Raw genomic sequence first — 24362 nt, 5'->3', positions numbered from 1 at the left:
TCCGGAGTCCCCGCTGACCAGCGACATCCACGCCGCACCCTGCCGGACCCCGATCCCTCCCGCCATACCCGCCCAGCAGGCCGCAGACCGGCAGCCGACCGGTCTCGTGCGGCTCAACGCGGCCCCGCAGGGCCTCGCCGAGCAGTGGCTGCTCGGCTGCTGCGGCAGCCGCCGCTGGGCCGAACGGGTGGCGGCGCACCGGCCGTACCCGACCCTCGACGCGCTGCTCGCCGCCGCCGACGAGGCCGGTTACGACCTGTCCCGGGCGGACCTCGACGAGGCGCTGGCCCGCGAGACCGCGGCCCTCCCGCACCCGGACGCGCCGCCGGCCGCCCGCACCGCGCTGGGCGCCGCCCTCGGCGCGTACGAGGCGAGCTTCGGGCACGCCTTCGTGATCAGCCTGGACGGGGTCCCGGCGGGGGAACGCCTCGACCAGGTGCTCGCGGGCATCCGGTCACGGCTCGGCAACGACCGCGAGGAGGAACGGGTGGTCGCCGCCGAGGAACTGCGCCGGCTCGCCCGGACGCGGCTCACCCGCCTCGTCCGGCCCGCCCGGCTCACCCGTTCGGCCGACGGGGCGTGAATTCGTCCGGAATGCGGCGATCCGGGGCTGAACGATGGTCCGTCCGTGCATCTTTGATCACACCTTCGGACCCCGCGCGAGCGAACCGACAAGTCGTCGCTACGATGACCGGGGCCGGTGGACCGTACCCGGCCGGGCCAGACCGACACAAGAAGCCGGCCGGCCCTGATCCCCGCTCCCGGAGAGGGTTTTTCCGTGCCGGCTGGAACGCTGTACCGCGGCCGGGAAGGAATGTGGTCCTGGGTGGCTCACCGAGTCACCGGCGTCCTCATCTTCTTCTTCCTGTTCGTACACGTGCTGGACACCGCTCTCGTCCGCGTCTCCCCCGAGGCGTACGACGAGGTCGTCGCGACGTACAAGACGCCGATCGTCGCTCTGCTGGAGTACGGCCTCGTCGCCGCCATCCTCTTCCACGCGCTGAACGGTCTCCGTGTCATCGCCGTGGACTTCTGGTCCAAGGGCCCGCGCTACCAGAAGCAGATGCTCTGGTCCGTCGTGGGCATCTGGGTCGTGCTGATGGCGGGCTCGCTGTACCCCGTCCTCGGCCACGCCGCACGTGAACTGTTCGGGAGCTGACGCCACTCATGTCCGCTGACACGACCTCCGCCGCCATCGGCCCCGTCGAGGGCGCCGCCTACGGCGTGGACAACCCCGCCCCGTACATCGAGGCCCCCCGCAAGCGCACGAGCAAGACCCCGCGGGCGACCCGAGGCAACTTCGAGATGGCCGCATGGCTCTTCATGCGCCTCTCGGGCGTCGTCCTCGTCGTCCTGGTCCTCGGCCACCTGCTGATCCAGCTCTTCCTGGACGGCGGCGTCTCCAAGATCGGCTTCGCCTTCGTGGCCGGCCGCTGGGCGTCCCCGTTCTGGCAGGTCTGGGACCTGCTGATGCTGTGGCTGGCCATGCTCCACGGCGCCAACGGCCTCCGCACGGTCGTCAACGACTACGCGGAGCGCGCCAACACGCGCCTGTGGCTCAAGGGCCTGCTGTACACCGCCACGGTGTTCACCATCCTTCTGGGCACGCTGGTGATCTTCACCTTCGACCCGAACATCCGCTAGGCACGGGGCTGAGGTAATCCACGTCATGAAGATCCACAAGTACGACACCGTCATCGTCGGCGCCGGCGGCGCCGGCATGCGCGCCGCCATCGAGGCGACGAAGCGCAGCCGCACCGCCGTGCTGACGAAGCTGTACCCGACCCGCTCCCACACGGGCGCCGCGCAGGGCGGCATGGCCGCCGCGCTCGCCAACGTGGAGGAGGACAACTGGGAGTGGCACACCTTCGACACGATCAAGGGCGGTGACTACCTGGTCGACCAGGACGCCGCCGAGATCCTGGCGAAGGAGGCCATCGACGCCGTCCTCGACCTGGAGAAGATGGGTCTCCCCTTCAACCGCACCCCGAAGGGCGAGATCGACCAGCGCCGCTTCGGCGGCCACTCCCGCAACCACGGCGAGGCCCCGGTCCGCCGCGCGTGCTACGCCGCCGACCGCACCGGTCACATGATCCTCCAGACGCTGTACCAGAACTGCGTCAAGGAGGGCGTGGAGTTCTTCAACGAGTTCTACGTCCTGGACCAGCTGATCACCGAGGTCGACGGCGTCAAGAAGTCGGCCGGTGTGGTCGCCTACGAGCTGGCCACCGGCGAGATCCACGTCTTCCAGGCGAAGTCCGTGATCTACGCGTCCGGCGGCACCGGCAAGTTCTTCAAGGTGACCTCCAACGCGCACACCCTGACCGGTGACGGCCAGGCCGCCTGCTACCGCCGCGGTCTGCCCCTGGAGGACATGGAGTTCTTCCAGTTCCACCCGACGGGCATCTGGCGCATGGGCATCCTGCTGACGGAGGGCGCCCGCGGTGAGGGCGGCATCCTCCGCAACAAGGACGGCGAGCGCTTCATGGAGAAGTACGCGCCGGTCATGAAGGACCTCGCGTCCCGTGACGTCGTCTCCCGCTCCATCTACACGGAGATCCGCGAGGGCCGCGGCTGCGGTCCCGAGGGCGACCACGTCTACCTGGACCTGACGCACCTTCCGCCGGAGCAGCTGGACGCCAAGCTCCCGGACATCACCGAGTTCGCCCGTACGTACCTCGGCATCGAGCCGTACACGGACCCGATCCCGATCCAGCCCACCGCGCACTACGCCATGGGCGGCATCCCGACCAACGTCGAGGGTGAGGTCCTGGCGGACAACACCACCGTCGTCCCGGGTCTGTACGCGGCCGGCGAGGTCGCCTGCGTGTCGGTGCACGGCGCCAACCGCCTGGGCACCAACTCGCTGCTCGACATCAACGTCTTCGGGCGCCGCGCGGGCATCGCCGCCGCCGAGTACTCCCACAAGCACGACTTCGTCGAGCTGCCGGAGAACCCGGAGGCCCAGGTCGTCGCGCAGATCGAGAACCTGCGCAACTCCACGGGCACCGAGCGGGTCGCCGACCTGCGCCGCGAGCTCCAGGAGACGATGGACGCCAACGTGATGGTGTTCCGTACCGAGCAGACCATCAAGACGGCCGTCGAGAAGGTCGCCGAGCTGCGCGAGCGCTACAAGAACGTGTCCATCCAGGACAAGGGCAAGCGCTTCAACACCGACCTCCTGGAGGCCATCGAGCTGGGCAACCTGCTCGACCTGGCCGAGGTCATGGCCATCTCGGCCCTGGCGCGCAAGGAGTCCCGCGGCGGTCACTACCGCGAGGACTACCCGACCCGCGACGACGTCAACTTCATGCGCCACACCATGGCGTACCGCGAGGTCGGCGAGGACGGCTCCGAGTCTGTCCGTCTCGACTACAAGCCGGTCGTCCAGACCCGCTACCAGCCGATGGAGCGTAAGTACTGATGGCTACCCCCGTTCTGGACAAGGTGGAGAAGGATTCCGCCGCGTCCCCGTACATCACGGTCACCTTCCGGATCCGCCGCTTCAACCCCGAGGTGTCGGACGCGGCGGTCTGGGAGGACTTCCAGATCGAGATCGACCCGAAGGAGCGTGTGCTCGACGGTCTCCACAAGATCAAGTGGGACCTGGACGGCACGCTGACCTTCCGTCGCTCGTGCGCGCACGGCATCTGCGGCTCGGACGCGATGCGGATCAACGGCAAGAACCGGCTCGCCTGCAAGACGCTGATCAAGGACATCAACCCCGAGAAGCCGATCACCGTCGAGGCCATCAAGGGCCTCACGGTGCTGAAGGACCTCGTGGTCGACATGGACCCGTTCTTCCAGGCGTACCGGGACGTCATGCCGTTCCTGGTCACCAAGGGCAACGAGCCGACGCGTGAGCGCCTGCAGTCCGCCGAGGACCGCGAGCGCTTCGACGACACCACCAAGTGCATCCTGTGCGCCGCGTGCACGTCGTCCTGCCCGGTCTTCTGGAACGACGGCCAGTACTTCGGCCCGGCCGCGATCGTCAACGCGCACCGCTTCATCTTCGACTCGCGTGACGAGGCGGGCGAGCAGCGCCTGGAGATCCTGAACGACAAGGACGGCGTGTGGCGTTGCCGCACGACGTTCAACTGCACGGACGCCTGCCCGCGTGGCATCGAGGTCACGAAGGCGATCCAGGAGGTCAAGCGCGCGCTGATCACGCGCCGCTTCTAGCCTCTTTGACGCGCCCCTCGCACCGCTCGGCGCCTGGGGCGCCTCACGGGCTTCGGGGCCGCTGCGGCGGCCTCCGACCGCCGGTGCGTGGCTGGGCCCCGTCTCCCCCGGGAGGCGGGGCCTTCGCGTACCCGGGCCCGCGGGGCGCTCCGGGTGACACACATGTGCCAGGATCTGGGGCAGAGTTGATGCCCAAGAAGGACGGGGACTACTGATGAGCGATCCGAACCCTTACAAGTCCGGTGACTCCGGGAGCTACGAGTGGGGGCCGGGCCAGCAGGCCGGGACGCCCGGGTACGGGTACCCGCAGACCCCGCCGCCGCCCGCCTACCAGCCGACCCTCGCGGGCGGGCTTCCGGTGCCGGCCCAGCAGCCGCCGATGGGCGGCGGGGCGCCGCTGGTGAGCCTCGGCGACATCACGGTGGTCGGCGACCAGATCATCACCCCGGCCGGGAACATGCCGCTGCGCGGCGCGGTGTGGAACGCGACGGACATGTCGCGCACCGAGGAGAGGATGCCGACCGTCGCCATCGTGCTCGCGATCATCTTCTTCCTGTTCTGCCTCCTCGGCCTGCTCTTCCTCCTGATGAAGGAGAAGAAGACCACCGGCTTCATCCAGGTCACCGTCACCAGCGCCGGCCGGCACCACTCGACGATGATCCCGGCGACCGGCCCGGACTCCTTCCACTGGGTGATGGGCCAGCTCAACTACGCGCGCTCGCTGAGCGTCTGACGGTACGGCTGGAGGGGGGTGTCCCGCGTGGGACACCCCCCTCAGCCGTGTTCTCGGCCCTACCAGTGCGGGTTGGCCGGGTTCTCCTCGGCGGCCAGCATGATCCGGCGCAGCAGGTCGTTGAGAGTCGTGCGCTCCTCGGGGCCGAGGACGCCGATCAGCCGCTCCTCCTCGTGGCCGAGGACGTCCATCGCGCCGAGCCAGGTCTCGCGGCCGGAGCCGGTGAGTTCGACGACCACCCGGCGCCGGTCGGTCGTGGACGGGCTGCGGCGGACGAAGCCGCGCTTCTCCAGGGCGTCGAGGCGGCCGGTGACGGAGGCCGGGGCGAGGTCGAGGTCCTGGGCGAGTTCGGAGGGCGCGGCGCTGCCGCCGCGGCCGGCGAGCTTGTGGAGGGTGTCGAACTCGTGGCGTTCGAGCTCGAAGTCGACGAGGCACTGCTCGCGCACCCGGCGGAAGTGGACGGAGAGCTTCTTCATCCGGGTGACCGCGCCCTCGACGTCCGGATCGAGCCCGGGCAGCACCGGCAGCCAGCGCGCGACATGCTCGTCGGTCCAGTCGCGCGGCGCGTCGGGCGCAACCGCGTCGGGCTCGCCCCGCGCCTCGCCCCGCGCCTCGCGCCTCGCCTCGCGCGGTTCCTCGGTCGGTGCCATGAGTTGATCGTACGTCGGTGGCCCGGGCGCGCCCGTCGGCCGAAGCACTCACTTCGCCGGCAAACTATTTCGTTGACGAATTATTCGGCACCGAAATACTCTGCGGGCCATGCCTGCCACCACCGCGCCACTCCGGCGCCCGCCCGCCCCTCATCCGCTGCGCACCCGCTCCTTCCGGCTGCTCTTCACCGGGCGCGCCCTCTCCCTGCTCGGTGACGCCGTCATCCCGGCGGCCCTCGCCCTCGCCGTCCTCGAAGCCACCGGCTCCACCTCGGCGCTCGCCCTGGTGCTGGCCTGCTCGATGGTGCCCAAGCTGCTCCTGCTGCCCCTCGGCGGTGTCGCCGGCGACCGCTTCGACGCCCGCACGATCGCGCTCGCCATGGACCTCGTCCGCTGCGTCACCCAGCTCGTCGTCGGCGTGCAGCTCCTCGGCGGTACGCCCTCGCTGGCCCTCATCGCGGGCGTCGAGGTGATCGGCGGCGCGGCCGGCGCCTTCGCCATGCCCACCTCCGCGCCACTGGTGAAGGGCACGGTGCCGGCGGAGAGCCTGCAGCGGGCGAACGCGGCCATGGCGGTGGCACACAGCGCGAGCCGGGTCGGCGGCCCCGCGCTCGCCGGGACCCTGATCCTCACCGTGGGCCCCGGCTGGGCCTTCGTCCTGGACGCGGCGAGCTTCGCGATCAGCGCCGCGCTGCTCTGCGCCGTACGGGTCAAGCGCGTCGAGCAGGCCGAGGGGACCGAGGGGGCCGGCCCGGAGGCGCGGCGCTCGCTCCTCGCCGATCTGCGGGAGGGGTGGTACGAGGTCCGCACCCGCGACTGGTACTGGAGCAGCCTGATCGGCCACAGCGCCTGGAACGGTGCCGCAGCGGTCCTGATGACCCTCGGCCCGGCGCTCGCCCGCGACCGCCTCGGCGGGGACATGGCGTGGGTCGCCCTCCTCCAGACGGGGGCCGTCGGGCTGCTGCTCGGCTCACTCGTCGCCGACCGGGTCCGCCCCCGCCGCCCGGTGCTCGTCGCCGACCTCGGACTCGCCCTGTACGCGCTGCCGCTGCTGCTCCTCGCGGGCGGCGCGCCGGCCGTGGCGGTCATCGGCGCGTACGGGCTCGCCCAGGCCGGGCTCGGGTTCCTCAACCCGGTCTGGGAGACCGCGGTCCAGCGCGCCGTCCCCGAGCGCGCGCTCGCGCGCGTCACCTCGTACGACTGGCTGCTCTCCTTCGCGGCGATGCCCCTGGGCTACGCCCTCGCCCCGCTCGCCGCCTCCGCCCGTGGGCCGGAACTCCCCCTCGTGGTGGCGGCGGTGGCGGTGGCGGGCTGCTGCCTGGGCTCGGCGCTGCTGCCGGGCGTACGGCGCTTCACGAGCGACTAGGACGACCTGTCGACCTCCGCCAGGAAGGCGCCGAGCAGCCGGGCGGTCTCCTCGGGGCGTTCCAGGGCGGGGAGGTGGCCCGCCCAGTCGAGGGTCACCCGGCGTACGTCCGGGAAGAGGCCGGCGAGGCGGTCGCCCATGGCGGCGAAGTCGGGGAGGTCGTGGGCGCCGGTGGCGACGAGGGCGGGGACGCCGATCACGGCGAGGTCCTGGTCGGCGACCTCGACGGCGCCCGGGGCGAACGCGTCGGGGGCGGGCAGCTGGAGCTCGAAGGCGCGGGTCTGCATCCGCCGGACCCGTTCGCGGGCGTCGGCATCGGCGTCCGGGCCGAGCCAGAAGTCCACGTTGAGGGTGGCTGCACCCGCGAGGTCGCCGGCCACGAGCAGCTCGCGCTCACGGGCGAAGAACGCGCGCAGTTCGGGGCCGGCCTCGTGGCCGGGGGCGGCGGCGCAGAGCAGTGCGAGCGCGGTCGTGCGGCCGGGGTGGCGGACGGTGAACTCCAGGGCCACCTCGCCGCCGGCGGAGGAGCCGACGAGCGCGGCACGCTCGACGCCGAGGTGGTCGAGCAGGTCGCGGACGTCGTCGGCGTGGACGTGCGGGGCGTCGATCGGGGTCTCGCCGAAGCCGCGCAGATCGCACCGCACCACGCGGTGGCCGGCCTCGGCCAGGGCGTGGAACTGGCCGTCCCACATGTGCCGGTCACAGACGCCGGAGTGGAGCAGCAGAACGGTGCCGGGGCCGTCGCCGGTCACGTCATGAGCAAGGGTCATGCACCCGACCCTAGGGCGCGCCCGAGGACACCCACCCCACTTGAACACGTTCAAAGAGAGGTCTACAGTCATGCCTGTCAGCTTTGAACGCGTTCAAAGGAGCGTGAGGGCATGGACCTCACTGTCGTCGGGTACGTCGCCTACCTGCTCATCAGCATCGGGCTCACCGTCTGGGTCGCCCGCACCCTCAGCCGCAACGGCAAGGTCTTCCTCGCCGACGTCCTGCACGGGAACGAGAAGCTCGCGGACGCCGTGAACCATCTGCTCGTCGTCGGCTTCTACCTCGTCAACTTCGGCTTCGTCGCGCTCTACCTGCGCGGCGACGGCGCCGTGGCCGACGCCCGGCAGCTTCTGGAGGCCCTGTCGGTCAAGCTCGGCGTCGTCCTGCTCGTGCTCGGCGTGATGCACCTCGGCAACGTCTACGTGCTCAACAAGATCCGCCGCCGGGGCGTCATGGAGCGCGGCCAGGTCCCGCCGGTGCCGCCGCAGGCCTGGACCCCGCCGGCCGGCGCCTGAGCATCCCGTCATGGATCCGAACGCGCCCGTACGGCGTCTGACCGTCCTCTACGACGCCGACTGCCCGCTCTGCGTCCATCTGCGCCAGTGGCTGCTCCGGCAGCCGCAGTTGGTGCCCCTGGACCTCGTACCGGCCGGCTCCCCCGAGGCGCGGCGGCGCTTCCCGGAGCTCGACCACACGGACACCCTGCGGGAGATCACCGCCGTCGGCGACGGCGGCCAGGTCTACCGCTCCACCGACGCCTGGATCGCCTGCCTCTGGGCCCTGGCCGAACACCGGCCCCGGGCCCACTGGCTGGCCACGCCCACGGGCCGGCCGTTCGCCCGGGCCACCGTCCTCGCCGCCGCGAAATGGCGCGAGGCCCTGAAGTCCGGGTCCGGGACCGGGACCGGGGCCGGGGCCGGGGCCGAAGGCAGCGCGGACGGCTGCGCCGAGGGACGGTGCGAGGCACCGCCCGTGGCCGACTAGGCTCGGGATCGTGAAGGACGCGATGGAAGAGAAGCCCGCGGCGGCCGACAAGCCGGCCAAGGCGCCCAAGAGCGAGCAGACCCGCGCACTCATCCTGGAGACCGCGCTCCGCCTGTTCAAGGAACGCGGTTACGACAAGACGACCATGCGGGCCATCGCGCAGGAGGCGGGCGTCTCGGTCGGCAACGCGTACTACTACTTCTCTTCCAAGGAGCACCTCGTCCAGGGCTTCTACGACCGGATCGCCCAGGAGCACCAGGCGGCCGTCGCGCCGGTCCTGGAGGGCGGCGAGACGGACCTGGCCGTCCGGATCCGCGGGGTGCTCCTGGCCTGGCTCGACATCGCGGAGCCGTACCACGAGTTCGCGGCCCAGTTCTTCAAGAACGCGGCCGACCCGGACAGTCCGCTCAGCCCCTTCTCCCCCGAGTCGGAGGGGCCGCGCGAGGCGGCGATCGAGGTGCACCGCCGGGTCATCGCCGGGGCCAAGGTGAAGGTCGACCCGGAGCTCGCCGAGCCGCTGCCGCGGCTGCTGTGGCTCCAGCAGATGGGCCTGGTGCTGTTCTGGGTGTACGACCGCTCCGAGGGCGCCGCCAACAGCCGCCGCCTGGTGGAGCGGCTCTCCCCGGTCACCGCCCGGGCGATCTCGCTCTCCCGCTTCCGGATCCTGCGCCCGCTGGTCACGGACGTGCACGACGTCCTGTCCGACTTCATGCCGACGGCGGCGGGCATGGCGGCCTCGGGCAAGCCGAAGCGGAGCACCGTCTCCCGCAAGTCCTGAGCGCAGGGTTCAAGGGGACTCAAGGCGACTCAAGGGGAGGGGCCCCGGACCGTTTCCAGGTCCGGGGCCCCTCCCCTTGCGCGCGTGCGTACGCGGGCTAGATCCAGCTGAGTTCCCACAGGCGCCACACGCCCGTGCCGTCCGTCAGGTACTGCGAGCCGGCGACTTCCTCCGTCGACAGCACGTAGTCCTTCTTCTGCCACAGCGGCACCAGCGGTACGTCCTTGGCGACCTCGTCCTGGATGGCCTTGAAGTCGGTGGTCGCACGGCCGCGGTCGCTGTACTGCTGGGTGGAGGCGATCAGCGAGTCGACCTTGTGGCTGGAGTACCCGTTCTTCAGCGCGTTGCCGGTCCCGACGAGCGGGGCGGTGAAGTTGTCGGAGTCGGCGAAGTCCGGGAACCAGCCGATGGGGTAGACGTCGAACTTGCCCGCCGCGTACTCCTTCTGGAAGTTCTGCCAGTCCACCGACGTGACCGTCACCTTGAACAGGCCGGTCTCCTCCAGCTGCTTCTTGATCTCGGCGGCCTCGGCGGCGTACGTGGCGTCCTTGCGGTGGCCGAGGGTGAACTTCACCGGCGTGTCGACGTCCGCGGCCCGCAGCAGCTGCTTGGCCTTGGCGGCGCTGGGCTCCGGGAAGCTGTCGTAGAAGGCGGTGCTGTGGCCGACGAAGCCCTGCGGGATGAGGGAGTAGAGCGGCTCGACGGTGCCCTTGTAGGGGCCGGTGACGATGGCCGGGCGGTCGATGACCGCGGCGATGGCCTTGCGGACCGCCTTGTTCGCCATCACCTTGCCGGGGCGGGTGTTGAAGTTGAGGTTGCGGATCTCGGCGCTGGCCGCCTCGGTGACCCGCATGCCGTCGTTCGACTCGTCGCCGAGCGTGTTGAGGAAGTCCGGCGGCATCTGCCGGTGGGCCACGTCCACCTGCTTGCCCTTCCAGGCTTCGGCGAGCGCCTCGGACTCCTTGAAGTACTTCACGACGACCGTGTGACCGGCCTTGGCGACGGCGCCCTTGTAGCGGGGGTTGGGCTCCAGGCGGGCGCTGACGCCCGGCTCGTACTCCTTGAGGATGTACGGCCCCGAGCCGTCCACCGCGTTGCCGTCGCGCAGGCCCTTCGCCGGGTACGTGGTGTGGTCGACGATCGACCCGGCACCGGTGGCCAGCTTCAGCGGGAAGGTGGCGTCCCTGCCGCTGAGCTGGAAGGTCACCTTCTGCCCGGCCGCCCGGACGCTCTTCAGGGTCGGGAAGAGCGGCGCGGGGCCGACGTCCGCCTTGATCGCGAGCATCCGCTCGAACGAGTAGCGCACGTCCTCACCGGTGATCTTGTGACCGTTGGAGAAGGTGAGGTCGTCGCGGAGCGTGCACTCGTACGTGCTGAGCTTCGTGCCGATGAAGCGGCAGTTCTCGGCCGCGTCCGGGACCGGGGTGGTGAAGCCCGGCTTGAAGCTCAGCAGCGACTGATAGATGTTGCTGTAGATCGCCCAGGAGCCGGCGTCGTACGCGCCGGCCGGGTCCAGGGAGGTCACCTCGTCGGTCGTGCCGACGGTGATCGCATCGGTCCGGACCTCGTCGGAGGGCAGGAGTTGCCAGCCCCCGATTCCGGCCGCTACCAAGACCCCACAAATGATCAAAATGCGCAGACGGACCGTCGACCGCATGAGACGTGCTTCCTTTTTCGCGTACCCACCCCTGTCGCGACGGAATTCGGCCAGCCGCGATGAGCGCCATCCCATCACACGAATTTCACTGGTGGAAGAGTGAACCTTCACACCGCACGTATATGTCCCCGGATAGGGGATTTCAGCGGACTGAGCAGTACGTATCGGTCACCATGCACAGCGTCACCGCCCCTTTCGGGAAGGGCGGAACAACCCGGTTTCAGGCCTTTTTGGAGGCCAGCTCCACGACGGTGATGTCGGAGGGCGCGCCGACCCGGACCGGGGGTCCCCAGGCGCCCGCGCCGCGGGACACGTACAGCTGGGTGTCGCCGTAGCGCTCCAGGCCCGCGACGGTCGGATTGGCGAGCTCGGCGATGAGGCTGCCGGGCCAGAGCTGGCCGCCGTGGGTGTGGCCGGAGAGCTGGAGGTCGACGCCGTGGCGGACGGCGTCGTCGATGACGATCGGCTGGTGCGCGAGGAGCACGGCGGTACGTGACCGGTCCCGGTCCCCGAGCGCCCTGCCGAAGTCCGGCCCGTGGCCCTCGCTCTCGCCGGCGACGTCGTCGACCCCGGCGAGGTCGAAGCCCGCGCCGATCTCGACCCGGGCGTTGCGCAGCGGGTGCAGGCCGAGCTCGCGGACGTGGTCGACCCAGGCGTCGGCGCCGGAGAAGTACTCGTGGTTGCCGGTCACGAAGAAGGAGCCGTCCCTGGCCCTGAGCCGGGCGAGCGGCTCGGCGGCCGGGCCGAGGTTCTCGACCGTGCCGTCGACCAGGTCGCCGACGACGGCGACGAGATCGGGCTGGGTCGCGTTGATCGTGTCGACGATCCGCTGGGTGTGGGCGCGGCCCAGGATCGGCCCGAGGTGGATGTCGGAGACCACGGCGATCCGGTACCCGTGCGCCGCGCGCGGCAGCTTGGCGAGCGGAACGGTGACCCGCTTCACGCGCGGCCCGCGCAGCACGCCGTACGTGCCGTGGCCGACCGTGCCGACGGCGACGGCGGCGGCGGTCCCGGAGACGACCCGGTTGACGAAGAGCCGGCGGGAGAGGTCGGGGGCTTCGGGCGCCTCCGTAGCGGCTGGGGCCTCGACGGCAGCCGGTACGAGTACGGGCTCGGGCTCGGGCGCCGGTACCGCCGCCGGGGCCCGGCGGGCGAGCAGCCGCCGCAGCAGCGGCCGCAGCGGCTCCGTGACGGCGAGCGCGAGCGTCACGTACAGCAGCACCGCGAGCCACAGGAACCCGGGCCAGGCGAGCACCTGCTCCAGGACGAAGGGCGCCCCGGCCCGCCCGGAGACGAGCGCCCCGACCGACAGCACCGGCAGCACGACCACCACGGCGGTCCCGACCCGGCGGGCGACACCGCCCGCCACGGTGAGATCGCGCACGAGCCGCCGCCACAGGTACCAGTGCACGGCCGCGAGCAGCCCCAGAACCACGACAAGCACCAGCAGAAGAACCGCCACCACGCCCCGCCCCACCCCTTCTCCGCCCATCCCGAGCCCCCCACGCTACTGCCCCCCACTGGCAGCGCCCGGCGGAGCCGGTTCGATACTGGCAGGGCACGTCCACCCCCACTCCGAAGGACACCCCCATGAAGCTCAGCCGCAGCGTCTCCTGGTTCCTGCTCGCGTTCGGCGTCTGGTCCTGGGTGATCTGGGTGACCTTCGCGAAGAACTTGGCCAAGGACGGCAGCGGGCTCGCTTTCGACGACGCGGGAAACCCGACGGCGTACTTCTGGGTCCACCTCGCCCTCGCGATCACGTCGTTCATCCTGGGAACGGCCATCGGCGTCATCGGCTTCCGGGGCGTCCGCGCGGCCAAGAAGTAGGGCCCCGCCCATGCGCCACGGGGTACGGCGCACAGGCGGGGCGGTCTCGCGGGTCAGCCCGTGAGCAGAACGGGTTGATCGGGGTTGTCCAGCCAGGCGGACTCCGACGTGGCGGTCACGGTCAGCCCGAACCGCTCGGGTCCGGGACGGTCGTGCAGCAGCCACCAGGCGTGTGCGGCTTCCACTTCGTTCCAGAGCCGACGCGGGCCGTACTGCCACAGCGTGAACCGGTCGTCCGGGTTCCCGTCCCAGTCCACGGCTGCCCACGACGTGGCGTCGGTCGTGGCGACCCACAGTCGGGACGCCACCCCCTCCACGTCGGGGTTGTCGTGCCACGTCCACCACACGTCACGGAGCTTCAGCCCCATGGCGAACTGCGCGGCGAGATCGTCACCGGCCACCCGCCACGGCGGAAGTGTGGTGGTCGATTCGTCGGGCTGGTGGTCGTCGCGCACGACGTCACGGAAGATCCGCAGGTCTGTGCGCTGGTTCCTCATGAGCATGAACGCGGAGTGCGGCGAGAACGGGCCCGACGCGCTTCCACGGTCGTCCACGGTCATGCGAAGCAGCCCGTAGCAGACCCATGGGCTGTCCCACGGGGTGAGGATGAGACCCCCCGGCTTCACCTGCTCGACCCACGGGCGCGGGACGGACCGTACGGAGCACGTCGCCACGAGCCGGTCATACGGCGCGTCGGCTGGATAGCCCTCGGCTCCGTCGCCGGCGATCACGTGCGCGGGCGCAGCCTCCTTACGGAGCCGTTCCCCCGCTTCGGAAGCCAGCGCAGCATCGACCTCAACGGTCGTCACGTTCCCCGGGCCGGCTACGTGGGCCAGGAGACCAGCGTTCCACCCGGTTCCGGTGCCGATCTCCAGGACCCTGTGCCCGTCGTGCACGTCGAGCATGTGCAGCATGCGGAACACGATGCTCGGGGCGCTCGCGGACGATGACGCCCACCGCTCCCCGCCCTCGGGGTCTTCACCGTCGTTGATCTGCGTCACTACGGAGTCGTTCGCGTAGACCGCCCGCAGCCATGTTTCCGGAGCGTTCGCGCGGTCGCACGGCTCCAGCTCGTCACCCAGATAGATGCGCTCAGGCACGAACGCGGACCGGGGAACGACCCATGCCGCGCGCTCCCACTCGGGTGCCACGGGGGCGTCCAGCTCATTGTTCACCGCGCCGAGCAGATCGCGGAGGGCAATCCGCTCGGACGCCGCGAGATCCGATGTCGTCACGTGCGCTAGTCCTTCTTGTGCTTCGGCGGGTCCTTCGGCTTGGCGGTGTCGGAAGACGGCTTGGACGTGCCCGGGTCCTTGCCTCCGGAATGCTGTCCGTTGCCGCCGCCTCCGCCCTTACCCGTTCCCCATCCCATGCGTTACTCCTCCTCTGTAGCCACTAGGGGCACTTCCCCATGTGCCGGTACACGACGAGCGGGGATCCGGACTGCCCTTCCAGCGTCCCCCGGTAGACGCGCTCAAGGGACGCGATCGGCTTCATACACGCCGGGCACGTCTCGCCCCTCGGCGCGTATGTCGCGTACTCCCACTGCCTCGCGTCCGTGCCCTGATGCTGCGTCTTGCTGGTCATCCTGCGTCGTCCCCTCAGGTCGCCTTGCACTGATCGTCACGCCGCTTGCAGGGACGTTGGAACTACGTACGCTTCCCACTTTGGGACGTCCCGCATGGGGTAGAACGTCCCTGGAGAACGCGGAGCGCAGGAAGGGCAGCGAAGATGCCGAACGAACGGTTACGGGCCGTTATGGAATCCGGCGGATGGACGTACGCAACTCTTGCCGAGGTGGCGGACGTTGATCCCAAGAGTGTTGAACGATGGGCGAACCTGGGCCGGACACCGCGACGAGTGACGGCGCTCAAGGCTGCCGAGGCCCTGGGGGAAGACGTGCACGCACTCTGGCCGACGCTCAGACAGGCGCGTGCCGCACGCGCAGTCAGCCCTGAGTTGATCACCCTGTACGACCAGCGGGCAGACCTGCCCATTTCCTCGTTCATTGACCTGTTCAGTCACGCCGGCAAGCGAATCGACGTACTCGTGTACGCCGCCGTCTTCCTGCATGAGGCGTATCCCCGCCTCAACGACCTGCTGCGGGAACGGGCTGCCGAAGGGTGCAGAGTCAGAATCGCGCTGGGAGACGCCGACAGTGAGAACGTCCAACAGCGGGGAGAGGAAGAGAGGTTCGGGCACGGCATCGAGTCACGCTGCCGCCTCGCCCTGATGCACTATCGACCATTGTTGGACCTTCCGGGGGTGGAGGTCCGGACGCACGGAACCACTCTCTACAACAGCCTCTATCGCGCTGACGATCAGATGTTGGTCAACGCTCACGTGTGGGGCGTGAACGCTTATGGCGCGCCAGTCTGGCACCTTCGACGGCACGGCAACGCGGGGATGTTCGACACCTACGCGGAGAGCTTCACGGCCGTGTGGGAGACCGCCCGACCCGTGGAAGGCTGAGCTCATGGCGCGAACCGAGTACTACGACGATCCGGACGCCCCCGAGCCCAACAGCATGGTGGTAGCGGCCTCGGCCGTCGTGACCGACGACCGGGGCCGCATCCTGCTACAGCGCCGCAGGGACAATGACCTTTGGGCACTGCCTGGTGGCGGAATGGACATGGCCGATTCGTTGCCCGGAACGGCCGTGCGGGAAGTCAAGGAAGAGACGGGGCTGGACGTGGAAGTAACGGGCCTTGTGGGTACTTACACGGACCCGCGCCACATCATCGCGTACAGCGACGGTGAAGTGAGGCGACAGTTCAACGTATGTTTCCGGGCCCGGATCATCGGCGGAGGACTCAGCATCTCCGACGAGTCGACGGAGCTCCGCTTCGTCGGCCCCGAGGAACTGGACACGCTGCCCATGCATCACACCCAGCGTCTACGACTGACGCATTACCTGGAGAATCGCGATCAGCCGTACCTCGGCTGAGGTTGTCTCCTCACACGACGTGGGCGACGGCCGAAACGCGATAGCCCCGGCGGTCCGCAAGGGGCTACTGGGGCTTGGCTCAGGCGTCAGAGGACAGCCGGTGTCTCTTCGTCGTCGTTCTGGTACTCATCCGACGCAAGGCGCCGCCAGTGGAGAGTCACCCGGTCCTCGATCGCGATGTACTTCCGGGTCTCCGGGTCCCGGCCGGGGCCGACGGAGATGCCGGAGAGGAAGAGGTCAAGGAACTCGCGGCGCTTGAACACATCCCATGCCGCCCACGGGGAACCAGGACCCAACGGGTCCTCCCCCGGTTCGCGCCATGCGGACGGAACCTGAATCGCGGCGGCGGTCTGCTCGTCCAGCTCTCCCAGCCTGGCCGTGCACCGGTCCTCGAAGGTTCGGTACTGCGTCATCGTCGCGCGCCACATGGCCAGCTCGTCCCTCCCCCGGTAGAGCCCCGCCTTGCGGTCGGCCTGGAGTTCGGCGATCGAGTTTCGGACGTGCTCAAGGTGCGCTGCCGTCTCGCGCCTCGCCTCCTGGACACCGGACAGATCGCACCGGAGTGCGAATCGGAGCGCCGCCTCCGCCAGCCATCTCCTGTCCCTGTCGTCGTCGACGTCCACACCGGCAAGCCGCGCCCAGACGCACCGGGCCACGTAGTCGTCGGCGTCCTTGCGCTTGACAGCCAGACCGCCGTGGCCCTTGGGATTGGCGCACATGTAGTAGTCCTGTCCGCCGTTGTTCTTGGTCTGTCCCATAGAGCCTGTGCAGATTCCACAGGTCGTGAAGCGCCACCCGCTCAGGAGCCTGGGTGTGACCTCTCCGCCGGGCTGTCTGTTGGACTTGTTGCGCTTGCTGCGCATCTCCTGAAGTTCCAGCCACCTGGCCCCGGCGATCACGCCCCGGTGCGGTGTCAGGGGCGTCCCGCCCTCGTCCCGGGCGATGACGTTCACGTACGCCTTGCCTCGCTTCACGCGCTCGCTGGCGAAGCCTCCGACGGCCGGATGGGAGAGGATCCAGCGCACGGTCTGAGCACGCCACCGAATGGGGCTGTCCTCGTTCGATACGCGCCGTTGCTTGATGGACTGCATCCGCTTCTCGGTGGCACGGCGTTCCGCCTCTCCCGGGGCAGGCACGCCTTCCGACTCCAGCGTCGTCGCGATCTTGTTGTCCGAGATTCCGGCCAACGACATCTCCACCATGCGCTCGACAATCTCGACGTGCTCCGGGTTGTCTTGGTCCGGCTCAAGCACGGACACGACAAGGTTGCCGATCTTCTCCCGGACAGCCCTCATGCCGTACGGGGCGGAGCTGGAGTGCCGGCCGCCGACCGCCTTGATCTGGTCTTTGGCCCCGCGCAGACGCTCCGCCTTGATGTCGCTGTCCTGTTTCGCGAGCGCCGCGATCAGTGCGAAGATCGCGACGCCGATCGGGTTCGAGGTGTCGAGGAACGGTTCGAGTACGGAGACGAAGCGAACGCCGTACTTCTTGAACTCCTTGTCGATCTCCAGCGCATCGTGCGCGCCCTTGCGCGTCAGCCGGGACAGCTCGCTGACCACCACCACGTCGACCTCGCCCGCACGCACGGCGGACATGAGGTCTTCGAACGCCGGGCGGACCGCGTTGGGATCCCAACCGGACCGACCGACGTCTTTGAACGCGTGAACGACCTTCCATCCTCTACTCGCCGCCAGCGACGCACCCGCCGCCATCTGCCCGTCCGGGGAGGCCTCGGACGCATCCGGGCGCTCCTTGGACTGTCGCGCGTAGACGGCGACTCGCACTGTGTCCAGCTGCTCTGCCGGAACGGCTGAGACGAACGGTGACAAGGCCTCTCACCTGCTCTTTTGTGTGAATGTCCACTACCGGTTAGCTACTGAGGAAAACCTATCCAGATGAACCAGCACCATGGGTCGGATTCGAGTGAATGCCATGAACTGCCTCAAATGGACACCGGGATACCCGTGCCGCCATCCGCCCCACGCTCCCTGCGGACGGGTGGACGAGCGGGGACGAACCGCCCCGCGGGGTTCGGGACGGGGTTCCGGGGATGTACGTTCTCGATCGTGTCCGCTTCGAAGATGACCGCGAAGGCCGCTTTGGTGGCCACCGCCACCGCCGCTCTGCTGCCCCTGCTCGCCGCCGCTCCCGCGCACGCGGACGACAAGGTGCCGCAGCCCCAGCCGCCGGCCCGCATGTCCGCCGTCGGCGGCGCGCAGCTCTCGCTGCCGGGCACCCAGGTGCAGCTCGGGGTGGGGGCGCCGGTGCTGCCGAAGGAGCTGAGCGCGCGTTCGTGGATCGTGGCGGACGCGGAGTCCGGGAAGGTGTACGCCGCGCACAACGCGCACTGGCCGCTGGCCCCCGCCTCCACCCTCAAGATGCTGTTCGCGGACACCCTGCTGCCGAAGTTCCCCAAGACCACGAACCACACGGTTCTCCCGACCGACCTCCAGGGCCTCGGCTCCGGATCGAGCCTCGTCGGCATCAAGGAGAAGCAGACCTACAGCGTCCACGACCTGTGGCTGGGCGTGTTCCTGCGCTCCGGCAACGACGCCGTGCACGTGCTCGCGGCGATGAACAACGGCGTGGACCAGACCGTCCACGACATGCAGGCGCGCGCCGAGGAGCTCCAGGCCCTCGACACCCAGGTCAAGACGCCGGACGGCTACGACGAGCCGGGCCAGCTCTCCTCCGCGTACGACCTCACCCTCATCGCCCGCGACGGCATGCAGAACGAGGACTTCCGGGAGTACGCGGCCACCTCCCGGGCCCAGTTCCCGGGCGAGGCGAAGCCGGGCAAGAAGCGCGAGACCTTCGAGATCCAGAACACCAACCGGCTGCTGACCGGTGACATCGGGGTCGCCCCGTACCAGGGCATCGCCGGCGTCAAGAACGGCAACACCACGCACGCCGGGGCGACCTTCACCGGTGTCGCCGAGCGGAACGGCCGGGTGCTGCTCGTCACCGTCATGAACCCGTCGTCGAAGGAGCAGCACGCGGTCTACAAGGAGGCCGCGCGGCTGCTCGACTGGGGCTTCGCGGCGGCGGACAGGGTGACGCCGGTGGGTGAGCTGGTGCCGCCGAGGTCGGCCCGTACCGAGCCGGCTCCGGGCAAGGAGGCCCCGGGCAAGGACGCGCAGGGCGAGGACGCCGCGAACGGGACGGCCGGCGCCGGGCACGCGGCGGCCTCCGTGGCCGGGAAGTCCGGTGGGATGGGCATCGCGCTCGCCGTGGCGGGCGGGGTCCTGGTGCTGCTGGCGGGCGGTGTGTTCCTGGTCAACCGGCGCTGGCCGCTGGCGGGTTCGGCCCGCCGCCGGGCCGCTTCGACGGATCCGACGGATCCGACGGATCAGGCGACGCCGGAGACTCCGGCCGCTTCGGAGGCTCCGGCGACTCCGGCGGCTCCTCCCGCGGACGAGACCCCGGTGAATCCCTGACGCCGACCGCGGTCCACGCGGCGCAGAACAGCAGCAGCTTCGCGGTGAAGTTGATCCAGAGCAGCAGGGCCACCGGCACGCCGAACGCCCCGTACATCGACTTCGCCGCGACGCCCTTCATATAGCCGCCGAGCAGCAGCTTGAGCAGTTCGAAGCCGACCGCGCCGAGCAGGGCGGCGATCACCAGGTCGCGGCGGCGCGGCTCGACGCCGGGCAGCAGCGTCAGCACGTACGACAGGATCAGGAAGTCCGCGACGATCGCGACCAGGATCGCCGCGGCCTCGATCAGCATCCCGCCCGCGCCCCGGTGTTCGATGCCGAGCTGCTCGGCGCTCCAGCCGACGGCGGTCGAGCCGAGCCAGGACGCGGCGAGCGAGCAGAGCATGACCACGCCGAGGCCGAGCAGCACGCCCGCGTCCTTGCCCTTGCGCAGGACCGGGTTGCCCTCGTCGATGTGGTCGAGGCCCCAGACCGCGCGCAGACAGTCCCGCATCGAGCCGACCCAGCCGATGCCCATGAAGAGCAGCACGGCGCCGGCGACGAGCCCGATGGTGCCGGCGTTCTCGACGAGCCCGGCGATGTCGAGCTGGTCGGAGATGCCGGGCACCTGGTCGGCGATCTTCGCCTCGATCTTGTCGAGCTGCTCGGTGGAGAGCAGCGCGGCGCCGACCGCGGCGGCGACGGTGATCAGCGGGAAGAGGGCGAGGAAGCTGAGGAAGGTGATGGCGGCGGCCAGCCGGCTCCAGTGGACCTCGTCGAGCCGTTCGTACGAGCGGTAGGCGTGGGTCCGCATCAGCCGGACCGCCCAGGGGCCGACGACGGGCAGCTTGGTCAGCCAGTCCATGGCGGGCGCGCCTCCTCGGTGGCAGCAGTCCGGAACACCAGGGTCCGGGTCCCCCAGAATCGCAGACAGGTCGCGAGAACCATGCCCACGCCGAGTCCTGACACCGTGTCGGCGCGGGCGGAGGTGAGCCCGAGGCCGTGGTGGGAGACGGCGAGGCAGAGCAGCTGGACGGCGGCGCCGGCGAGGTTCACGGCGAAGAAGACGCCGTACTCGCGGAGGGCGACTGTGCGGCGGCGGTAGGTGCCGAGGGCGTTGCCGAGGTAGGCGACCGTGCAACCGGCCAGGAAGGACACGGCCTTGGCGGTGATCGGGTCCTGGCCGAGCGGCCCGCGCAGGACGAGGAAGACGGCGAGGTCGGCGGCGTATGCGGCGAGTCCGGCGGCCGCGAAGCCGAGCAGCTCGCGGCGCACGGCCCCCTGGTCGCTCACAGGTCGGCGACCGCCATCCCGTACATCGCCGCCCACACCAGGCCGATGACGGCGAGCGGCCGGTCGCGCAGGACCACGTCCTCGGGCGCGCCGGCGGTGCCGCGGTCGGCGAAGACGGCGTACCGCAGCACCGCGAGGACGAAGGCGACGACGGACAGCTGCCGCCACGGCAGCAGGGCCCCGTGCGCGACGCCGCCGCTCTCCAGGGCCCACAGGCAGTAGCCGAGCACGGCGACGCCGGCCGCCGCCTGCCAGACGAAGCGCAGGTATCCGGGCGTGTACTGCGTGAGCAGCGCGCGGGTCGCGCCCTGCGCGTCGGCGAGCTGTACGGCCTCCGAATAGCGCTTGGCCGCGACCATGAACAGCGCGCCGAAGCCGGTGGTGATGAGGAACCAGCGCGAGAGCGGGATGCCGAGGGCGATCCCGCCGGTCATGGCGCGGAGGAGGAAGCCGGCGGCGACGACGGCGAGATCGACGACGAGGACGTGCTTGAGGCGTACGCAGTAGGCGAGTTGCATGGTGAGGTACGCGGCGAGCACGAGCGCCGTCATCCCGTTGCACCAGACCGCCGCCCCCGCCGCCGCGCCGAGCCCGAGCGCCGCGCCCGTCCCGTACGCGAGCGGTACGGGCACGACGCCCGCGGCCACCGGCCGGTACCGCTTGACCGGGTGAGCCCGGTCGGCCTCCGCGTCCCGCGCGTCGTTGACCAGATACACGGCCGCCGCCGCGGCCGTGAACAACCCGAACACGACCCCCAGCCGCCCCGCGCTCTCCCACGACCCGAGCCGCCCGGCCGCCACGGGCGCGGCGACGACGAGCCCGTTCTTCACCCACTGCCGCGGCCGCGCGGTCCGCACGACCCCGCGCAGGAGCGAGAGCGCGGTGCGGGGGTGGGGAGGGGGGAGGGGAGGCGGGGCGGGGAGCGCGGAGGCGGGCGGCGTGGGCGGATGGAGGAGGGTGACGGGGTCAGGCACGGGGGCCTCCTGGGGGGAGGGGGCGGGGCGGGCGTGGGTGCGGGTGCGGCGGTACGGGGTGGGCGGCCTGGCCAGGCCGGGGGCCCTCTGGAGGAAGGCGGCGGGCGGGGCCGGAGGCCGCCGCAGCACGAAAGCAGGGCGTGTACGGCGGGGCCGCTTCGGTGGCCGGGTCGGACCGAGGCCCTCCCGGGGGCAGGAGACAGGCAAGGCTGTCGGCAGCGCCGCGGCCCGGGGCAAGGCTCGTACGACGGCGCCGGGTTGACGGTCGGCCGACCGGAGCGGAGGGCCACCGCAGCGCTCGGGGCCGCTCCGACGTCGGGTCAGCCACAGAGGCCTCCTGGGGCCGGCAGGCGCTGCGGAACGGGGGCAGGGCTCGTACGACGGCGCCGGGTTGACGATCGGCCGACCGGAGCGGAGGGCCACCGCAACGCCTGGGCACGCTTCGGGGTTCGGTCAGGCACGGCGGGCTCCCGCCGTCCAGCGGCGGCCGGCCGCGGCCGTGGCCGCTCCCAGCAGGGCGCCGGCGGCGACGTCGCTCGGGTAGTGGACGCCGACGACGAGCCGGGACACGCACATCGCCGCGGCGGCGGCGCCGACGACGGGCCGCACCGGCGGGTGCAGCGCCGCGAACGCGACGGCGGCGGCCGCCGCCGAGCTGGCGTGCGAGCTCGGGAACGAGTGCCGCCCGGCCGTCCGCACCAGCGGCGTGAACTCCCCGGCCGCCTCGGGCCGGGCCCGCCGTACGACCCGCTTCACCCCCATGCTGACCAGATGCGCACCGCCGACCAGCGCGACGCCCCGCAGCCACCCGGCCCGCCGGGGCCCGTCGACCGCGGCGGCGACCACCCCGGCGGCCAGCCAGACCGCCCCGTGCTCCCCCACGAACGACAGCCCGCGCGCCGCGCCCCCGACCCCGGGCCGCTCCCCGACCCTGCGGAGGGCGTGGAGCAGCCGCCGGTCGAGGTCGATGACGAAGCCGCCGACCCGAGCCCTCGCCGGGGCCTCCGTACGGCCCCCGGACCCGGCAGCCGACGCGGACTCTCCCGCCCCGCGGCCGGCAAGCCCGCGAACAGGCCCGGTCCCCGCTCCGGACGAGTCCGGTACGGGTTCGACGGCCGCCCCTGCGCCGGGCGCGGGCCCCGCCGGGGCCGCCGACGCCACCACCCCACCGGCGGCCCGCCCGTCGCCAGCAGGCACAACACCGGCCCCGGGCCTGTCAACCGTCCTCATGGTTCGCCTCCCCGTGTCAGCGCACGCACGTCCGCGTCCGGCCATCGGCGACTCTGACGCGCCGACACCGCTCACAGGGCGGGAGGCTTTCCTGACACTCGTTTAATCACCCATTTCGGCGAACCGGCCACCAATCCCGGCATAAGCGACACTCCCGGCTATACGGTCATCCCATGGCAGCCGACACGCCCTCCGTCGCCGACGCGGACGCGGACATCGACACCCTCACCGGCTGGGGCCGGACCGCCCCCACCCACGCGCGGGTGATCCGGCCGCGGACGTACGAGGAGGCCGCCGCGGCCGTGCGGACGTGCGGGGCGCGGGGGTCGATCGCGCGGGGGCTGGGGCGGGCATACGGGGACGCGGCGCAGAACGCCGGGGGCGCCGTGCTCGACATGACCGGGCTCGCCCGGATCCGCGCCGTCGACGCCGAGGCCGGGCTGGTCGTCTGCGACGCCGGTGTGAGCCTGCACCACCTCATGGAGGTGCTGCTGCCGCTCGGCTGGTTCGTGCCCGTGACCCCCGGCACCCGCTACGTCACCGTCGGCGGAGCCCTCGGCGCCGACATCCACGGCAAGAACCACCACGTCTCCGGCTCCTTCTCCCGGCACGTCGTCGCCCTCGACCTGCTCACCGCCGACGGGCAGGTCCACACGGTCACCCCCGGCACCCCGCTCTTCGACGCCACCGCCGGCGGCATGGGCCTGACCGGCGTGATCCTCTCCGTGACGCTGCGCCTGCTGCCCGTCGAGACCTCCCTGATGCGCGTCGACACCGAACGCGCCACCGACCTCGACGACCTGATGGCCCGGCTCACCGCCACCGACCACCGCTACCGCTACTCCGTCGCCTGGATCGACCTGCTCGCGCGCGGCGCCGCGACCGGCCGCGCCGTCCTCACCCGCGGCGACCACGCCCCGTACGACACCCTGCCCGTCCGGGCCCGGCGCGCGCCCCTCGCCTTCCGGCCGGGACGGCTGCCCGCGGCCCCCGCGTACGTCCCCGAGGGGCTGCTCGGCCGCACCACCGTCGGCCTGTTCAACGAGCTCTGGTACCGCAAGGCCCCCCGCCGCTCCACCGGCCGCCTCCAGCGCCTCGGGTCCTTCTTCCACCCCCTCGACGGCGTGCCGCACTGGAACCGGGTGTACGGGCGCGGTGGCTTCGTCCAGTACCAGTTCGTCGTCGGCCACGGCCAGGAGGAGACCCTGCGCCGCGTGGTGCGCCGGATCGCCACCCGCGGCTGCCCGTCCTTCCTCGCCGTCCTGAAGCGCTTCGGCGAGGCCGACCCCGGCTGGCTGTCCTTCCCGCTGCCCGGCTGGACGCTGGCGCTCGACATCCCGGCCTCGCTCAGCGGTCTCGGCGCCTTCCTCGACGAACTGGACGAGGAGGTCGTCGCGGCCGGCGGGCGCGTCTACCTCGCCAAGGACTCGCGCCTCCGGCCCGAGCTGCTCGCCGCGATGTACCCCCGGCTCGGCGACTTCCGCGAGCTGCGCGCCGCGCTCGACCCGCGCTCGGTCTTCGTCTCCGACCTGGCCCGCCGGCTCGGCCTCTGAA

At 71.1% G+C, this 24362-nt stretch carries 25 protein-coding genes and 1 pseudogene; 15 read left to right on the top strand and 11 right to left on the bottom strand.

What is annotated here, in order from left to right; translation table 11 throughout:
* Window positions 1–106 precede the first annotated feature (106 nt).
* The 6 genes from AB0C73_RS28245 (at window position 107) to AB0C73_RS28220 (ending at window position 4915) form a co-directional block, all read left to right on the top strand.
* On the top strand, window positions 107–583 hold the full coding sequence (locus AB0C73_RS28245; protein WP_362535649.1) for a 2-oxo-4-hydroxy-4-carboxy-5-ureidoimidazoline decarboxylase: 477 nt from the start codon (window positions 107–109) through the stop codon (window positions 581–583).
* Window positions 584–778: 195 nt separating this feature from the next.
* Entirely contained in the window at window positions 779–1159 is a 381-nt protein-coding gene (gene sdhC, locus AB0C73_RS28240) for a succinate dehydrogenase, cytochrome b556 subunit (RefSeq protein WP_362535647.1), read from the top strand.
* An 8-nt stretch (window positions 1160–1167) separates the two neighbouring features.
* Window positions 1168–1644: a succinate dehydrogenase hydrophobic membrane anchor subunit gene (locus tag AB0C73_RS28235; protein WP_362535646.1), complete on the top strand. Its 477-nt coding sequence runs from the start codon at window positions 1168–1170 to the stop codon at window positions 1642–1644.
* 25 nt (window positions 1645–1669) lie between these two features.
* Window positions 1670–3424 (top strand): succinate dehydrogenase flavoprotein subunit, encoded by a 1755-nt coding sequence (gene sdhA / locus AB0C73_RS28230; protein WP_362535644.1) that lies wholly within the window; start codon window positions 1670–1672, stop codon window positions 3422–3424.
* Window positions 3424–4182 carry a succinate dehydrogenase iron-sulfur subunit gene (locus tag AB0C73_RS28225; protein ID WP_362535642.1) on the top strand — a complete coding sequence of 253 codons (759 nt, stop codon included), beginning with the start codon at window positions 3424–3426 and terminating at the stop codon, window positions 4180–4182. Before sdhA ends, AB0C73_RS28225 begins: the two co-directional genes overlap by 1 nt.
* Before the next feature lie 214 nt (window positions 4183–4396).
* Window positions 4397–4915: a hypothetical protein gene (locus AB0C73_RS28220; protein WP_362535640.1), complete on the top strand. Its 519-nt coding sequence runs from the start codon at window positions 4397–4399 to the stop codon at window positions 4913–4915.
* 59 nt (window positions 4916–4974) lie between these two features.
* Here AB0C73_RS28220 and AB0C73_RS28215 read toward each other — a convergent pair whose 3' ends face one another.
* Window positions 4975–5565: a MarR family transcriptional regulator gene (locus AB0C73_RS28215; RefSeq protein ID WP_362535638.1), complete on the bottom strand. Its 591-nt coding sequence runs from the start codon at window positions 5563–5565 to the stop codon at window positions 4975–4977.
* A gap of 109 nt (window positions 5566–5674) precedes the next feature.
* Between AB0C73_RS28215 and AB0C73_RS28210 the strand changes: the two genes are divergently transcribed.
* A complete protein-coding gene (locus AB0C73_RS28210; protein ID WP_362535636.1) occupies window positions 5675–6931 on the top strand; it encodes an MFS transporter in 1257 nt (418 codons plus the stop codon).
* On the opposite strand, the gene AB0C73_RS28205 is transcribed toward AB0C73_RS28210, so the two are convergent.
* On the bottom strand, window positions 6928–7701 hold the full coding sequence (locus AB0C73_RS28205) for an alpha/beta hydrolase (protein WP_362535634.1): 774 nt from the start codon (window positions 7699–7701) through the stop codon (window positions 6928–6930). The genes AB0C73_RS28210 and AB0C73_RS28205 overlap by 4 nt on opposite strands.
* Before the next feature lie 111 nt (window positions 7702–7812).
* Between AB0C73_RS28205 and AB0C73_RS28200 the strand changes: the two genes are divergently transcribed.
* The 3 genes from AB0C73_RS28200 to AB0C73_RS28190 are packed head-to-tail and all read left to right on the top strand — an operon-like array spanning window position 7813 to window position 9464.
* Entirely contained in the window at window positions 7813–8217 is a 405-nt protein-coding gene (locus AB0C73_RS28200) for a hypothetical protein (protein ID WP_362535632.1), read from the top strand.
* A 10-nt stretch (window positions 8218–8227) separates the two neighbouring features.
* Entirely contained in the window at window positions 8228–8686 is a 459-nt protein-coding gene (locus AB0C73_RS28195) for a DCC1-like thiol-disulfide oxidoreductase family protein (protein ID WP_362535630.1), read from the top strand.
* A gap of 22 nt (window positions 8687–8708) precedes the next feature.
* Window positions 8709–9464 carry a TetR family transcriptional regulator gene (locus tag AB0C73_RS28190; RefSeq protein ID WP_362535774.1) on the top strand — a complete coding sequence of 252 codons (756 nt, stop codon included), beginning with the start codon at window positions 8709–8711 and terminating at the stop codon, window positions 9462–9464.
* 97 nt (window positions 9465–9561) lie between these two features.
* Here the strand turns inward: AB0C73_RS28190 and AB0C73_RS28185 are convergent, their stop codons facing one another.
* Window positions 9562–11121, bottom strand: a complete 1560-nt coding sequence (locus AB0C73_RS28185; RefSeq protein ID WP_362535627.1) for an ABC transporter substrate-binding protein — start codon at window positions 11119–11121, stop codon at window positions 9562–9564.
* Between the two features lie 220 nt (window positions 11122–11341).
* Window positions 11342–12613 carry a metallophosphoesterase gene (locus AB0C73_RS28180; RefSeq protein WP_362535624.1) on the bottom strand — a complete coding sequence of 424 codons (1272 nt, stop codon included), beginning with the start codon at window positions 12611–12613 and terminating at the stop codon, window positions 11342–11344.
* A 98-nt stretch (window positions 12614–12711) separates the two neighbouring features.
* Here AB0C73_RS28180 and AB0C73_RS28175 point away from each other — a divergent pair, with 98 nt between their 5' ends.
* Window positions 12712–12948: a hypothetical protein gene (locus AB0C73_RS28175; protein ID WP_362535621.1), complete on the top strand. Its 237-nt coding sequence runs from the start codon at window positions 12712–12714 to the stop codon at window positions 12946–12948.
* Window positions 12949–13001: 53 nt separating this feature from the next.
* Here the strand turns inward: AB0C73_RS28175 and AB0C73_RS28170 are convergent, their stop codons facing one another.
* Together AB0C73_RS28170 and AB0C73_RS28165 are read right to left on the bottom strand one after the other, a co-directional pair.
* Window positions 13002–14183: a methyltransferase domain-containing protein gene (locus AB0C73_RS28170; RefSeq protein WP_362535618.1), complete on the bottom strand. Its 1182-nt coding sequence runs from the start codon at window positions 14181–14183 to the stop codon at window positions 13002–13004.
* 5 nt (window positions 14184–14188) lie between these two features.
* Complete coding sequence (locus AB0C73_RS28165) at window positions 14189–14320, bottom strand: hypothetical protein (RefSeq protein WP_362535615.1); 132 nt, start codon at window positions 14318–14320, stop codon at window positions 14189–14191.
* 359 nt (window positions 14321–14679) lie between these two features.
* Between AB0C73_RS28165 and AB0C73_RS28160 the strand changes: the two genes are divergently transcribed.
* Both AB0C73_RS28160 and AB0C73_RS28155 read left to right on the top strand, forming a co-directional pair.
* On the top strand, window positions 14680–15420 hold the full coding sequence (locus AB0C73_RS28160; RefSeq protein ID WP_362535612.1) for an XRE family transcriptional regulator: 741 nt from the start codon (window positions 14680–14682) through the stop codon (window positions 15418–15420).
* A 4-nt stretch (window positions 15421–15424) separates the two neighbouring features.
* Window positions 15425–15895: an NUDIX domain-containing protein gene (locus AB0C73_RS28155; RefSeq protein ID WP_362535609.1), complete on the top strand. Its 471-nt coding sequence runs from the start codon at window positions 15425–15427 to the stop codon at window positions 15893–15895.
* A gap of 86 nt (window positions 15896–15981) precedes the next feature.
* Here AB0C73_RS28155 and AB0C73_RS28150 read toward each other — a convergent pair whose 3' ends face one another.
* Window positions 15982–17724, bottom strand: a complete 1743-nt coding sequence (locus AB0C73_RS28150) for a recombinase family protein (RefSeq protein ID WP_362535606.1) — start codon at window positions 17722–17724, stop codon at window positions 15982–15984.
* 252 nt (window positions 17725–17976) lie between these two features.
* On the opposite strand from AB0C73_RS28150, the pseudogene AB0C73_RS28145 reads away from it, so the two are divergent.
* A pseudogene (locus tag AB0C73_RS28145) lies at window positions 17977–19203 on the top strand (D-alanyl-D-alanine carboxypeptidase); the annotation flags it as partial.
* On the opposite strand, the gene AB0C73_RS28140 reads toward AB0C73_RS28145, so the two are convergent.
* From AB0C73_RS28140 to AB0C73_RS28125, 4 genes are all read right to left on the bottom strand, one after another.
* Window positions 19172–20176: a YihY/virulence factor BrkB family protein gene (locus tag AB0C73_RS28140; protein WP_362535603.1), complete on the bottom strand. Its 1005-nt coding sequence runs from the start codon at window positions 20174–20176 to the stop codon at window positions 19172–19174. The pseudogene AB0C73_RS28145 and the gene AB0C73_RS28140 sit on opposite strands and share 32 nt — an antisense overlap.
* Window positions 20164–20604, bottom strand: a complete 441-nt coding sequence (locus AB0C73_RS28135) for a GtrA family protein (protein WP_362535600.1) — start codon at window positions 20602–20604, stop codon at window positions 20164–20166. The genes AB0C73_RS28140 and AB0C73_RS28135 overlap by 13 nt, the downstream gene beginning before the upstream one ends.
* A complete protein-coding gene (locus AB0C73_RS28130) occupies window positions 20601–21578 on the bottom strand; it encodes a decaprenyl-phosphate phosphoribosyltransferase (RefSeq protein WP_362535598.1) in 978 nt (325 codons plus the stop codon). Before AB0C73_RS28130 ends, AB0C73_RS28135 begins: the two co-directional genes overlap by 4 nt.
* 453 nt (window positions 21579–22031) lie before the next feature.
* Entirely contained in the window at window positions 22032–22547 is a 516-nt protein-coding gene (locus AB0C73_RS28125; RefSeq protein WP_362535773.1) for a phosphatase PAP2 family protein, read from the bottom strand.
* Window positions 22548–22981: 434 nt separating this feature from the next.
* Here AB0C73_RS28125 and AB0C73_RS28120 point away from each other — a divergent pair, with 434 nt between their 5' ends.
* On the top strand, window positions 22982–24361 hold the full coding sequence (locus tag AB0C73_RS28120; RefSeq protein ID WP_362535595.1) for an FAD-binding oxidoreductase: 1380 nt from the start codon (window positions 22982–22984) through the stop codon (window positions 24359–24361).
* Window position 24362: the final 1 nt, after the last annotated feature.

The sequence above is a fragment of the Streptomyces sp. NPDC048623 genome, from assembly GCF_040650755.1.
Taxonomy (GTDB): domain Bacteria; phylum Actinomycetota; class Actinomycetes; order Streptomycetales; family Streptomycetaceae; genus Streptomyces.
Note: the sequence above shows the minus strand (reverse complement) of the source record. Positions and strands in the feature narration are given on the sequence as shown.